The organism is Acidovorax sp. ACV01 (assembly GCF_014851495.1).
GTDB lineage: Bacteria > Pseudomonadota > Gammaproteobacteria > Burkholderiales > Burkholderiaceae_C > Acidovorax > Acidovorax radicis.
Genome location: NZ_JACUZT010000002.1, coordinates 584868 through 598413, shown reverse-complemented (window position 1 = coordinate 598413; position 13546 = coordinate 584868). Strand labels below are relative to the sequence as shown.

At 59.7% G+C, this 13546-nt stretch carries 13 protein-coding genes; all 13 read right to left on the bottom strand.

Annotated elements, in window-relative coordinates; translation table 11 throughout:
• Positions 1-102: 102 nt before the first annotated feature.
• The gene (gene era / locus IB243_RS07250) at positions 103-1107 is read right to left on the bottom strand and encodes a GTPase Era (protein ID WP_010463755.1); all 1005 of its coding nucleotides are present in this window, start codon (positions 1105-1107) and stop codon (positions 103-105) included.
• Positions 1104-1787 carry a ribonuclease III gene (rnc, locus tag IB243_RS07245; RefSeq protein ID WP_192425997.1) on the bottom strand — a complete coding sequence of 228 codons (684 nt, stop codon included), beginning with the start codon at positions 1785-1787 and terminating at the stop codon, positions 1104-1106. The genes era and rnc overlap by 4 nt, the downstream gene beginning before the upstream one ends.
• On the bottom strand, positions 1787-2155 hold the full coding sequence (locus IB243_RS07240; RefSeq protein WP_057227248.1) for a DUF4845 domain-containing protein: 369 nt from the start codon (positions 2153-2155) through the stop codon (positions 1787-1789). The genes rnc and IB243_RS07240 overlap by 1 nt, the downstream gene beginning before the upstream one ends.
• Before the next feature lie 38 nt (positions 2156-2193).
• Positions 2194-3171, bottom strand: coding sequence for a signal peptidase I (gene lepB / locus IB243_RS07235; RefSeq protein WP_192425995.1), 978 nt, complete (start codon positions 3169-3171; stop codon positions 2194-2196).
• Complete coding sequence (lepA, locus tag IB243_RS07230) at positions 3171-4979, bottom strand: translation elongation factor 4 (protein ID WP_057226774.1); 1809 nt, start codon at positions 4977-4979, stop codon at positions 3171-3173. The genes lepB and lepA overlap by 1 nt, the downstream gene beginning before the upstream one ends.
• Positions 4980-5483: 504 nt before the next feature.
• Positions 5484-6950 carry a DegQ family serine endoprotease gene (locus tag IB243_RS07225; protein ID WP_370540319.1) on the bottom strand — a complete coding sequence of 489 codons (1467 nt, stop codon included), beginning with the start codon at positions 6948-6950 and terminating at the stop codon, positions 5484-5486.
• 172 nt (positions 6951-7122) lie between these two features.
• Positions 7123-8097 (bottom strand): MucB/RseB C-terminal domain-containing protein, encoded by a 975-nt coding sequence (locus tag IB243_RS07220; RefSeq protein ID WP_192426350.1) that lies wholly within the window; start codon positions 8095-8097, stop codon positions 7123-7125.
• A 141-nt stretch (positions 8098-8238) separates the two neighbouring features.
• A complete protein-coding gene (locus IB243_RS07215) occupies positions 8239-8910 on the bottom strand; it encodes a sigma-E factor negative regulatory protein (RefSeq protein ID WP_082606866.1) in 672 nt (223 codons plus the stop codon).
• A 9-nt stretch (positions 8911-8919) separates the two neighbouring features.
• On the bottom strand, positions 8920-9546 hold the full coding sequence (gene rpoE / locus IB243_RS07210; protein WP_057226769.1) for an RNA polymerase sigma factor RpoE: 627 nt from the start codon (positions 9544-9546) through the stop codon (positions 8920-8922).
• Between the two features lie 651 nt (positions 9547-10197).
• Positions 10198-11442, bottom strand: coding sequence for a beta-ketoacyl-ACP synthase II (gene fabF / locus IB243_RS07205; RefSeq protein ID WP_192425991.1), 1245 nt, complete (start codon positions 11440-11442; stop codon positions 10198-10200).
• A 48-nt stretch (positions 11443-11490) separates the two neighbouring features.
• Positions 11491-11730 carry an acyl carrier protein gene (gene acpP / locus IB243_RS07200; RefSeq protein ID WP_003058049.1) on the bottom strand — a complete coding sequence of 80 codons (240 nt, stop codon included), beginning with the start codon at positions 11728-11730 and terminating at the stop codon, positions 11491-11493.
• 103 nt (positions 11731-11833) lie between these two features.
• Positions 11834-12580 carry a 3-oxoacyl-ACP reductase FabG gene (gene fabG / locus IB243_RS07195; protein ID WP_192425989.1) on the bottom strand — a complete coding sequence of 249 codons (747 nt, stop codon included), beginning with the start codon at positions 12578-12580 and terminating at the stop codon, positions 11834-11836.
• The gene (gene fabD, locus IB243_RS07190) at positions 12577-13527 is read right to left on the bottom strand and encodes an ACP S-malonyltransferase (RefSeq protein ID WP_192425987.1); all 951 of its coding nucleotides are present in this window, start codon (positions 13525-13527) and stop codon (positions 12577-12579) included. The genes fabG and fabD overlap by 4 nt, the downstream gene beginning before the upstream one ends.
• Between the last annotated feature and the right edge of the window lie 19 nt (positions 13528-13546).

Below are 13546 nucleotides of genomic sequence, written 5' to 3'. Positions count from 1 at the left end.
GGATCAGCAGTGGGGTTCAGTGTCGGTCAGGCCGGAAAACACGGAGGCTGTGGCAGGGCGATGGCCCCGCCGGATGGGCTGGCGCCCACCACACACCCGGACTTACTCGTAGCCAAACGAGCGAACACGGGCCTCGTCGTCCGCCCAGCCGGACCGCACCTTGACCCACAACTCCAGGAAAACTTTGGCGTCCATGAGTTTTTCCAGCTCTTGCCGCGCTTCGGTGCCGATGCGCTTCAAGCGCTCACCCTTGTCGCCAATCACCATCATCTTGTGGTTGTCGCGCTCGACCACGATGGTGGCTGCGATCTTCACCAGGCGTTTGTGCTGCTTGCTGGCTTCTTCCTCAAACTTGTCGATCACCACAGTCGAGGTGTAAGGCAGTTCGTCGCCCGTGAAGCGGAACAGCTTTTCGCGCACCGTCTCCGAGGCCAGGAACTTCTCGCTGCGGTCCGTCAGCTCGTCTTCGCCGTACCACCAGCCTTGCTCGGGCAGGTACTTGGCGCAGATGCCAAAAAGGCGCTCGATGTCGCCCTTGTTCTTGGCTGACATGGGCACGAACTCGGCAAACGGATGGCGCTCCTGCATGCTCTTGAGCCAGGGGGCCAGCTCCGCACGGCGGTGCACCATGTCGAGCTTGTTGGCCAGCAGCAGCGTGGGAATGCCGGGTTTGAACAGCGAGAGCACCTTGGCATCGGCCAGCGTGAAGTTGCCCGCCTCGACCACGAAGAGGATCAGGTCCACGTCGCCAATGGCGCCCATCACGGTCTTGTTGAGTGACTTGTTGAGCGCTGTGGCGTGGCGCGTCTGGAAACCCGGCGTGTCCACGAAGATGAACTGCGTCTGCTCGCGCGTGCGGATGCCGGTGATGCGGTGCCGCGTGGTCTGCGCCTTGCGCGAGGTGATGCTGATCTTCTGCCCCACCAGGGCATTGAGCAGCGTGGACTTTCCCACGTTGGGCTTGCCCACGATGGCGATCACGCCACAGCGTTGGCCTGGCACGGCGGCAGGGGAACCAGCTGCCGCTAGCATGGCTTCGAGGTCATTTTGCACTCCAGCGCTTTCTTGGCCTTCGTCACCCGCTACATCTTTGGTAGCATCATTCATAATTTCTTTGCTTTCAATGTGGCCAGCATGGCAGCCGCGGCAGCCTGCTCGCCCGCCCGGCGGGAGCCACCGATACCACGTTCGGTGAGGCCCAGTTCGGGAATATCGCACTCGACGTCGAAGGTCTGACGGTGTGCAGCGCCCACTGTGGCGACGACCTTGTACTGCGGCAGCTTCATTTTGCGGCCCTGGAGCAACTCCTGCAATGCGGTCTTGGCGTCCTTGGACGCGGCCTGCATCTGAGGATTGATCTCCACCCCCTGAAAAAGGCGGTGCACCAACGCTTCGGCACTCGTGTACCCGGCATCCAGGTACACCGCGCCAATCAACGCCTCCAGTGCATCGGCCAGGATGGACGGGCGCTGCTGGCCGCCCGATTTGGACTCCCCCTCCCCCAAACGCAGCACCTCGGAAATCTTGAGGCCCAGAGCCAGCTGGTGCAGGGTGTCCTGCTTGACGAGGTTGGCACGCACGCGGGACAAATCGCCTTCTGGCAATGCCGACAACTGCCGATAGAGCAGGCTCGCGACCGCCAGATTCAAAACGGAATCACCCAGAAACTCCAGCCGCTCATTGTGGTCGGCCGAAAAACTGCGGTGCGTGGTGGCGCGCTGGAGAAGTGATGGATCGGAAAAAACATGCTGCAGGCGAGCCTGCAGCGTTTGAAGGCCGGGGTGCACTAGTTGGTCTGTCCTTCAAAGCGATAGACAAGATATGCCGGGCCTGCCAGCGCAATCTCGCGGGAATACTTATAGGAAACCACGATCTTGTTGTCACCACGCTTGGCAATTTCCAGATCCTTGCCCTGGATAGAGCTAATGTTGTCAATCGCTCCGGCACGATCAAAAATAGCTCGAACCTCCGGGACCGTGGAGGCTTCCTTGGCGGCTTTGTTCGCAGCCTTGCTGATCGCCTGGTACTCCAGAAAAATCGGGACAGACTGCCCGCCAATCGCAAATGCAGCCACCGCGATCAACCCGATGAACACCACGCCAATGAATGACATGCCACGTTGCCGAAATGGGCTGCTGGAACGATTGATATGCATGTTTTTCCCCTCCAATGTTCTAAAAAGTTGACCATCCATCAATGAAACGAACCAATCCGCTTGAGATTGCCGAAATTCATCCAGACAAAAAAGGCCTTCCCGACAATGTTGCCCTCTGGAACAAATCCCCAATAGCGTGAATCGAGCGAGTTGTCCCGGTTATCACCCATCATGAAGTAGTGGCCCTCCGGCACCTTGCACACGACACCCTCAACACTGTAGCGGCAGTTCTTGCGATAGGCAAAATTGCTGGCACCCTGCACAAAGGCTGGCACATCTGGGTTGTTCAGCAAGCGGTGGGGCTGGACGCCCAATTGCTCTTCAAACTGCTTGAAATAGCGCATCGAATCTTCTTCGAAAAAGTCCTGCAGGGCCTTGGTATCAACGGCCTGGCCGTTCACCGTGAGGCGCTTGTTGATGTACGCCACCTCGTCACCAGGCACCCCCACTACCCGCTTGATGTAGTCGAGGCTCGGCTGAGGTGGGTAGCGGAACACCAGGACATCCCCGCGCGCAGGCTTGGTGCCTTCTGTGATCTTGGTGTGGATGACCGGCAGGCGGACTCCGTAGGTGAATTTGTTCACCAAGATCAGGTCACCCACCAGCAGCGTGGGAATCATGGAGCCCGATGGAATCTTGAAGGGTTCAAAAAGAAAGGACCGCAACAGGAACACAGCGACGATGACCGGGAAAAGCCCGGCCGTCCAGTCCAGCCACCAGGGCTGCATGAGCAGCCGCCCCTTGGCCTCCCGCACGTCCACATCGACCTTCTGGATGCCCATGCGGTCCAACTCCGCACGGCGCTCGATGGCGGCATCTTCAATGGCCTGGGCCGCCCGGCGGCGCTGTGGCAGAAAGTAAAACCGCTCGGCCAGCCAGTACGCCCCGGTCACCACCGTGGCCAGGAACAAGAGCAAGGCGAAATTGCCCTCGACGGCACCAAAGTACCAGGCGCCGATATAACCACCAAATGCGGCCAGCACCAGGGACGTGAGAATCTGCATGAACTGAAGCATCAATCTTCCACCTGCAAAATGGCCAGAAATGCCTCTTGGGGCACTTCAACCGATCCGATCTGTTTCATGCGTTTTTTGCCTGCTTTCTGCTTCTCAAGAAGCTTGCGTTTGCGGCTCACATCGCCGCCATAACATTTTGCCAGCACGTTCTTACGCAAAGCCTTGATGGTCTCGCGCGCAATGATGTTGGCACCAATGGCCGCCTGAATGGCCACGTCGTACATCTGGCGACTGATGATCTCGCGCATCTTGGCGACCACGGCACGGCCACGGTACTGCGATTGTGAGCGGTGCACGATGATGGACAAAGCGTCCACCTTTTCGCCGTTCAGAAGGATGTCCACCTTCACCACGTCGGACGCGCGGTATTCCTTGAACTCGTAGTCCATGGACGCATAGCCGCGCGACACGGACTTGAGCTTGTCGAAAAAGTCGAGCACGATTTCACCCAGCGGCATTTCGTAGGTGAGCATCACCTGGCGACCGTGGTACGCCATGTTCATCTGCACGCCGCGCTTCTGGTTGGCCAGCGTCATCACCGGGCCCACATAGTCCTGGGGCATATACAGATGCACCGTGACGATGGGCTCGCGGATTTCCTCCAGCCGCCCCTGGTCGGGCATCTTGGAGGGGTTCTCGACCATGATCACTTCACCATCGGCCTTGACCACCTGGTAGACCACGCTGGGCGCCGTCGTGATGAGGTCCTGGTCGAACTCGCGCTCCAGACGCTCCTGCACGATCTCCATGTGCAACAGGCCCAGGAAGCCGCAGCGAAAGCCAAAGCCTAGCGCCTGGCTCACTTCGGGCTCGTAGTGCAAAGAGGCGTCATTGAGCTTGAGTTTTTCGAGCGCATCACGCAGCGAGTCGTATTCGCTGGCCTCGGTGGGATACAACCCTGCAAACACCTGGGGCTGAATTTCCTTGAAGCCCGGCAACGCCTCGGCCGCAGGACCTGCGTTGTTGGGCAACTTTTTTTCGAGCGTGATCGTGTCGCCCACCTTGGCTGCCTGCAACTCCTTGATGCCCGCAATGATGTAACCCACCTGCCCTGCGTTGAGTGAATCGCGGGGCTCGTTGGCAGGCGTGAACACCCCAAGGTTGTCCGCGTTGTACACCGCTCCACTGGCCATCATCTTGATGCGCTCGCCCTTGAGCAAGCGACCATCCACCACACGCACCAGCATCACCACGCCCACATAGCTGTCGAACCAGCTGTCGATGATCATCGCGCGCAGTGGGCCGTCGGCCTTGCCGCGCGGCGCGGGCACTTTGGCCACGATGGCTTCGAGGATCTCGTCGATGCCCATGCCGGTCTTGGCAGAACACGGGATGGCGTCGGTGGCATCGATACCGATCACGTCTTCGATCTCGGCCTTGGCGTTGTCGGGATCGGCATTGGGCAGATCCATCTTGTTCAGCACCGGCACGACCTCGACACCCAGGTCCAGCGCCGTGTAGCAGTTCGCAACGGTCTGAGCTTCAACGCCCTGTGAAGCATCGACCACCAACAACGCGCCCTCGCATGCCGACAACGAGCGACTCACTTCATACGAGAAGTCCACGTGCCCGGGCGTGTCGATCAGATTGAGGTTGTAGACCTGTCCATCTTGCGCCTTGTATTGCAGCGCTGCGGTCTGCGCCTTGATGGTTATCCCACGCTCTTTTTCGATATCCATCGAGTCCAGAACCTGGGCCTCCATATCACGGTCAGCCAGCCCTCCACAGCGCTGAATCAAGCGATCCGCAAGCGTCGACTTGCCATGGTCGATGTGCGCAATGATGGAAAAATTTCTGATGTGGTTCATCAACGGAAAGCGTCAAGTGATTGAATTAAAACGGAGCACACAAGAAAAAAGGGCGCGTCGAATGGCGACGCGCCCTGAACCAACAATCATTGGCAACTGCGATAGTTGGAGCTTCATTGTAGGCAAAAAGCCCGCAGGAAAAAGCCCATCCGAATGCATCCGAGGGGAGTGGCCAGGGTGCAACAGGAAATTTATTAACAACTTATCCACAGTCCGCACAACTACAACGCTGGACAACTTGTGGGTGAGCTGTGGATCAGCTGTGTATTGCGCTGCCACATCCCGCATCGTGAATCAGTGTCCGGCCAATATATGAATTAGCGTTGAACAGGGGGCTCTATTCTATCGAAATCAGTTGATAGACTTTAAAAAAGTTAGCCTCGGCTAACTTTTGCCGTCAACAGAAGGGAAAGTAAAAAAACCAACGCCGAAGCCCACACCAAACATCCATTGCTGAAGTGAGGACATTGGCCGACCCCATCGCCCCACTTGTCACAACGCTCGTCAGCGACCTGGACGGATCAAAGCATATTGAGCCCAATCACCGCGCCGATACAGCACATTGATGGCTTTGCTCTTGTCAGCCTTGGTCAGTGCAGCCTCAAACTCCTTCACACCGGACACTTCAGTGTTGGCGATCGCAAGAATCACATCCCCTTCGCGCAGGCCAGCCCGCGCAGCGGCTTCCGTGGCAGTCGCCACCAGCACCCCGCCCTTGATCTTGAGTTCCTTCTTCTGGGCGTCCGAAAGCTCCGTCACCGCCAATCCCATCTGTTGTGCAGCGGCTGAAGCCTTGGGTTTCTCTTCACGCTCCGCTGTTTTGGCAGCCGGCTTGTCGGGCTCGATTTCGGCGATGGTGATACCTAGATCCCGCGAGGCGCCTCGGCGAAATACGGTCATGGTGCTTTTGCTGCCGGGCTTGGTGTTGCCGACCAGCCGGGGCAGATCCGCAACCTTCTCGATGGACTTGCCATCGAAACGGGTGATGATGTCGCCAGCCTCTACACCCGCCTTATCTGCGGGTGATCCGGCCTCCACCCCGGTCACTAGCGCCCCCTGGGCCTTGCCCAAACCAATGGACTCTGCAACGTCTTTGGTGACCTGCCCGATCTGCACACCAATGCGGCCCCGTGTGACCCGCCCAGATGCGCGCAACTGCTCACTCACGCGGATGGCCTCATCCATGGGAATCGCAAATGAAATACCCATGAAACCGCCAGAGCGCGAATAGATCTGGCTGTTGATCCCCACGACCTCACCGCGCATATTGATGAGCGGGCCTCCCGAGTTCCCCGGGTTGATGGCCACATCGGTCTGAATGAACGGCAGGTAATCCCCAGTATCTCGCTGCTTGGCACTCACGATGCCCGCAGTCACCGTGTTCTCCAGCCCGAAGGGAGATCCGATCGCCATCACCCATTCCCCCACCCGCAAGCGCCCCACATCGCCCACCTTGACGGCAGGCAGGCCCATCGCCTCGATCTTGACCACAGCCACATCGGTTCGCTTGTCCGCGCCAATGATCTTGGCCTTGAACTCACGCTTGTCGGTGAGCGTCACAATCACCTCATCCGCCCCGTCCACGACATGCGCATTGGTCATCACAAACCCATCCGCAGTCAGGATGAAGCCTGAGCCCACGCCGCGGGGTTGCTCATCGTCTTGCGGCCGCTGGGGACGTTGCTGCCTAGGCGCGTTAGGAATCGGCACGCCAAAACGGCGAAAGAACTCCAGCATCTCCTCGTCCATCCCATTTGCACTTGCACGGCTCGACGCTTTTTCCACCGTCCGGATATTGACCACCGATGGCCCCACCTGGTCCACCAGATCCGTAAAGTCTGGCAGGCCACGAACGGCGGCGGCAGGCTGAGCGATCGCCGCTTGCGGCAAAAGCCCTCCCCCGACAACCCCAGCAAACATGCACGCAAATGCTACGGAGCGCAGCACATTTCCATCGAACTTCGGCATCATCGACCTTTCGTGATTGGTAGCAAATACAGTCATTAACCGTGTGTAACTGTGAAGAGTGTGCGGCCATTTGGTTCCCGCATCGGAAGGCGCTTTGCATACCCCTGCAACCCTGCGTGCCACCGCGCTGGCGTAGAGGTAGCAACAACCAGCCTTACTCCGGCAGACACCAGAGTCAGCGTGTGCGCTCCAACTGACCTGCAAACAGACGAAGGGTCTGAAGGGGAACCTCCCCCACCGCTGTAAGCCACACATCGGCCAAGATGCGCTGTGCAAGCAGTTGCGTGGCACCCATGTTCGAAATCTGGGGCTGGGCGGGATGGCGCTGGGGATCAAACGGCTCGATGAACAAAGATACCGATGCAAGGCCGTCGGAGTAGAGGCATTGCAGAACGCCCTGAGCATCGTCGTCGACGGACACCGAGCGCCGATGGCAACTCACGGGAACAAAACCCGCAATGGGCTGGCGCAGGGCCCAGCCCTGCGCAGTGGCTGTGGTCTTGACCACGGCCGGAGCCACCACCTTATAGCCTGCCGTCGCATCCATCAGGCGCGAGAGCTGCTCCACGCGTACCGGCGCGTTCAAGTCCAGCTCCGAGAAGGCAGCCTGTTCCAGAACGCGTCCATTTGCGCCCAAGGTCTGCAGCTTCACAACCAGGCCTGTCTCCCGCTCGCTCCATAGCTTGTATCCGAAACGCAGCGAGTCCACAGGCTTGAACCACACTACATCAGCAACGAAACCCGCAACCCGCTCCAGCCCCACGGAACGCGCGGAATAGAACTGGGAAATCGAAGTACCGTCGACAACGGGAACACGCGGAAACAGTCCAGAGGCTTCGCGGCGATCCGAGCGCACCACACGTGCCTGAGGCCAGAAAGTACGCACCTCATCATTGCGCCGGAAAATAGTCCGTGGCGTGCCAGTCAACGCCTCTACGCGCTCCATCTGCAGCGGCCCATCACACGCATGCCAGATGCGCGAGCTGGCCATCGCGCCGGAAGCAGCCAAAACCACAAAAGTACCGGCATAAGGGCGCGCACAAGGAGCGTTGTGCATGCGCTCGATCCACTGGACAAGACTTCGCTCTATCGGCGCCGGGGCTATTTCCCCTGCAGAACTAAGCGAACTCTCGACGGGAGGCGCACCCATCGCGACGGAAAGCTCCGTCGCGCAAAGCGCTGCCATCATCCAAGGTTTGAACTGGCGGCGCAGCACACCCGACCAACCACCCGCAACCCCTATATTGCCCATCGCAAGATCTCAGCACAAGGTCACATGCGCCACCCAGACTCAACGGCTGGGCGTCTCAAAGGTCGCATTGCGCAAGAAACCTGCAGGCATCTGCAGTGCAGACGTACTGCCAAACTGCTTGTGGGCCGCGAGCAACTCGTCCAGGCGAGGATCCCGAATCATCACCTGCTGCCCACCGTCGGCATCGGCCACCGAGACCACGGGCGCACCGCCAGCGCTCGGAGGCACTTCAGGCGACAGTACCAGCTGAGCGCCACCAGAAGCCCCGGGGACACCACCGCCTGGCAACGTGGCCAAAGAGGTCCAGCCAATGGCGGCAACCGCGGCCAGAGAGGCAAAACCCGCGACCATCTTCCAGCGGAAGACAGACGCATTGGCGGCATTCTCCATCGCAGGGGCGACCACTTCCACTTGCTGCGTCCGGGCTTCCGGCCGTGCAACAGGGCCTTCCTTGGCCAATTCCCCGCGCAACCGGGCCATGAAATCTGGATTGGCAGGCTGCGCCAGATCGGAAGAACGCAACACATCCCCCACCAGATGGTAGAGCTGCCAAGTGGCATGGCCTTCGGCTTGCGCGGCATAGGCCAGGGCTTCTGTCATCTCATCCCCCTGCAATTGGCCATCGGCCAACGCAGACAGCTGCTCACGCCTGCCCATCTCATTCACCACGGAACCGCCTGCCAACCCATCGCTTCGTACAGCCTTGTTCATTTCATTACCTCACCACCGTTTGCCTGACTGGTTTTCAAGCAGGGGACGCACTCTTGCCGAAATGGCTTCACGCGCCCGAAAAATCCGTGACCGCACCGTGCCGATGGGGCAATCCATGGCCGTTGCAATCTCTTCGTAACTGAGTCCTTCGATCTCACGCAACGTTACCGCCTGCCGCAGATCGTCAGGCAATGCCTCCATGGCCGCATTCACGGCTTGGGCAATTTCTCGGGCTGCGAGCACCGTTTCGGGAGTTTCATCGCTGGTTAGTTCGTGTCCAAGGCGGGAAGTTTCATCGTCGTCATCATTCCCCCGCAACGCATTCTCGGAGATGACCGGATTGCGCTTCATGTCCATCAACGCCTTTTTGGCAGTATTGACAGCGATCCGGTAGAGCCAAGTGTAGAACTGTGCGTCCCCCCGGAACTGGTGCAGCGCACGGTACGCCCGGATGAACGTCTCCTGGGCTATATCCTGAACAATGTCGGTGTCGCGCACCATCCGGCCAATGAGGCGCTCAATGCGGCGCTGGTACTTGATGACCAGCAATTCATAGGCGCGCTGGTCGCCCGCTACCGTACGCTCCACCAGTTGGAGATCGCTATCTTCGGATGGGGAAGGCGGAGTTACAGTCATGGATACTCAAGATTCCCACCCACGGCTGCTGGCCGGGGCGGTTGCGTCAGCGTTGTCAGCGCCCGGTCTGGCGCGCGAATATACCGCACGCCGCAGATCCAGCCAACGCTCGGGCTGTGTGGAACGCTCCAACCACAACCAGATGCGGCCACCTCCCATTGGACAGGCATGCAGCCACAAATATGACTGCACATCGAGAAGGACTTCAGGGGGGGCAGACAGCGCCATGCCTGCAACACCGGAGCTCGGGGACTCCAGCGTCCAGGCTTGACCATCCCAGCGAAGAACACCAGAGAACTGATAAAACCAGCAATGAAATGTGCTGGCAGCAGCCAGACACCAAAGGATACTGGCCACAACAGCGGGCCATAGCGAAGCTGCGCCACCGCTTTGGACGAGCCAAGCGCCGAGCCCTCCTGCACTGGCCAGCAGCAAAGCCACCAACAAGAGCCCCAAAATCCGACTTCGCCGCAGGGGATAGAGCACTGCTGGCGGTCGCTTTGACGTCACACCCATGGAGTGGCACCCAGCCATGGCCGACCCCCCCTCAACACAGACCACAGCCTCGTGCCGACACCGCCACGGATTGCATGACTGCGACTAGGCAAGCAGGCCTCGCCATTCCGGGCGGCAGAGCGTCTTGCCAGAAAATCAGACGCGCTTGAAAACCAGCGTCCCGTTGGTGCCGCCAAAACCGAAGTTGTTTTTGACTGCGACGTCGATCTTCAGGTCCCGCGCCGTATTGGCGCAGTAATCCAGATCGCACTCGGGATCCTGATTCAACAAATTGATGGTGGGCGGCACCTTTTGCTCATGCAGGGCCAGCACCGTGAAAATGCTCTCGATCCCACCGGCTCCGCCCAGCAGATGGCCAGTCATGGATTTGGTGGAACTCACCACGGTCTTGTAAGCATGGTCGCCCAAGGCCGCCTTGATCGCATTTGTTTCGTTGATATCACCCAGAGGCGTGGAAGTGCCATGGGCGTTGAGATAGTCGACTTCGTCGGCGTTCATGCCCGCGTTGCGCAAGGCGTTGAGCATGGCGCGGCGCGGGCCGTCCATATTGGGCGCCGTCATGTGACCGGCATCAGCACTCATGCCAAAGCCGCACAGTTCCGCATAGATCTTGGCGCCCCGGGCTTTTGCGTGCTCATATTCCTCGAGCACCATGACCCCGGCCCCCTCGCCCAGCACAAAACCATCGCGGTCCTTGTCCCAGGGGCGAGATGCGGTCTTGGGGTCATCGTTGCGGGTGGACAGGGCACGCATCGCAGCGAAACCACCGATGCCCAGCGGCGACACGGTGGATTCGGTACCGCCCGCCACCACCACATCCGCATCACCGTATTCGATCATGCGGCCCGCCTCGCCGATGCAATGCAGGCCCGTCGTACAGGCCGTCACCACAGCAAGGTTGGGCCCCTTGAAGCCAAAACGCATGGACACATGGCCCGCCACCATATTGATGATGGACGCCGGCACAAAGAACGGCGTGATACGCCGGGGGCCACGATTGACCAGCTCCGCGTGCGTATTTTCGATCAGTGGCAAGCCACCAATCCCCGAGCCGATCACGCAGGCTATGCGTGTCGCAAACTCTTCACTGAGCGCTTCACCCGTGGGCAGGCCGGCATCTGCTACTGCTTGTGCAGCAGCTGCAATACCGAAATGGATGAAGCTGTCCATCGCGCGCGCATCCTTGGCGCTGATGTACGACTCCAGGTCAAGACCTTTGACCTCCCCCGCAATCTTGCAGGCGAAGTTCGACGCGTCGAACTTGGTGATGAGATCAATGCCGGATCTTCCGGCAAGGAGGTTGGCCCAGGATTCGGCCACCGTGTTGCCCACGGGGCTGACGCATCCCAGGCCGGTCACGACAACGCGACGACGGCTCATGCGTAAAAAACCTTCTGCTGATCGCTTGAGTCAGGCGCAGTGCGCCGCTCAGGCCTTCTGATGGGTGTTGGCGTAGTCGATGGCGTTTTGCACCGTGGTGATCTTCTCGGCGTCTTCATCCGGAATCTCAATGCCGAATTCGTCTTCCAGCGCCATCACCAGTTCCACCGTGTCAAGCGAGTCGGCACCGAGGTCTGCCACGAAGGCTTTTTCATTGGTGACTTGGGACTCTTCCACACCGAGTTGTTCGGCAATGATTTTTTTGACGCGTGCTTCGATATCGCTCATGGTTTCCCTCTGGGGGTTGTGAATGAATCCGCGATTCTAGCCGCTTAAGGAGAAGCCCCTCAGCAGCCCGCCGTCCGGATGAACCGGCGTTATCTTCCATCAACTACATGTACATGCCGCCATTGACATGCAACTCCTGTCCAGTCACATACCCCGCCTCACGCGAAGCAAGGTAGGCAACGGCATGCGCGATGTCTTGTGGCTTGCCCATGTGCCCCAGCGGGATCTGGGCGTTGAGGGCTTTTTGCTGTTCTTCAGGCAACACGGAGGTCATGTCGGTCTCGATAAAGCCCGGCGCCACGCAGTTCACCGTGATGCTCCGGCTGCCCAATTCGCGTGCAAGGGCACGGGTCATGCCCGCGACGCCCGCCTTCGCCGCAGCATAGTTGGCCTGACCTGGATTGCCCGAAGCACCAACCACACTGGTAATGCTGATGATGCGCCCAAACCGCTGCTTCATCATCGGCCGGATCGCAGCGCGGCTGACACGGAAGACCGCCTTGAGATTGGTATCCATGACAGCATCCCAATCGTCATCCTTCATGCGCATGGCCAGGGTGTCGCGGGTAATACCCGCATTGTTCACCAGCACATGCAGGCCACCCTGCTGCTTGACGATGGTGTCGAGCAGCACTTCAATGGCAGCAGCATCGTTCACATTCAGGTTGGCGCCACGGCAGCCAGGATAGGCCGACAGGGCCTGGCTGATGCGCTCAGCACCCTCGTCTGTCGTGGCAGTACCCACCACCTGATAACCACGCACAGCCAGCTCCAGAGCGATGGCAGCGCCGATGCCACGCGATGCGCCCGTGACCAGCGCCACTTGCGCCGCAGATATGGATTGCGTCATGCCAACAACTCCCGGGTTTCGGCCAGAGTGGCCGGATCAAACAGCGCAGCACCGACCAGTTCAGGATCGATGCGCTTGGCCAGGCCCGCCAGCACTTTGCCGGGGCCGCTTTCAACAATATGGGTAACACCCCGGGCTTTCAGCGCCTGCACACACTCTACCCAGCGCACAGGACCAAAGGCCTGTCGGTAGAGGGCATCCCGGATCGCACCCGCGTCCTGCTGCACAGCGACATCCACGTTGTTCAGCACAGGAATCTGGGGAGTGGCAAGCGCCACATCCGCCAGCGCCAGGCGCAACTTCTCGGCGGCAGGCTTCATCAGGCTGGAGTGAAAGGGGGCAGACACGGGCAACGGCAACGCGCGCTTGGCACCTGCGGCCTTGAGCAGCTCGCAGGCCTTGTCGACACCCGCCTTGGTGCCCGCAATGACGGTCTGGGCGGGGTCGTTGAAATTGACAGCCTCAACCACCTCCGCTGTCCCGGCACCGAACGAAGCCATAGCATCGGCACACCCTGCAATGACCTTGGAAGCCTCCATACCCAGAATGGCAGCCATGGCCCCAGTGCCGACCGGCACCGCCTCCTGCATGGCCGCTGCGCGCAGGCGCACCAGCGGCGCCGCCTGCGCCAGCGTCAACACACCCGCCGCGACCAATGCCGAGTACTCGCCCAGCGAATGCCCTGCAACCGCCACCGGGGTAGCACCACCATCGGCGCGCCAGACACGCCATGCAGCCACACCGGCCACCAGCATCACCGGCTGGGTGTTGGTGGTCAGCGCCAACGCCTCTTTGGGGCCTTCCTTGATCAGCAGGCCAATATCTTCACCCAGAGCCTCCGATGCTTCCTGCACGGTCTGGGCCACCACCGGATGATCACCCCACCCATCGAGCATGCCCACCGATTGCGAACCTTGTCCCGGAAAGACAAATGCAAAAGACTTCATGAAAAATCCAGAAATATGA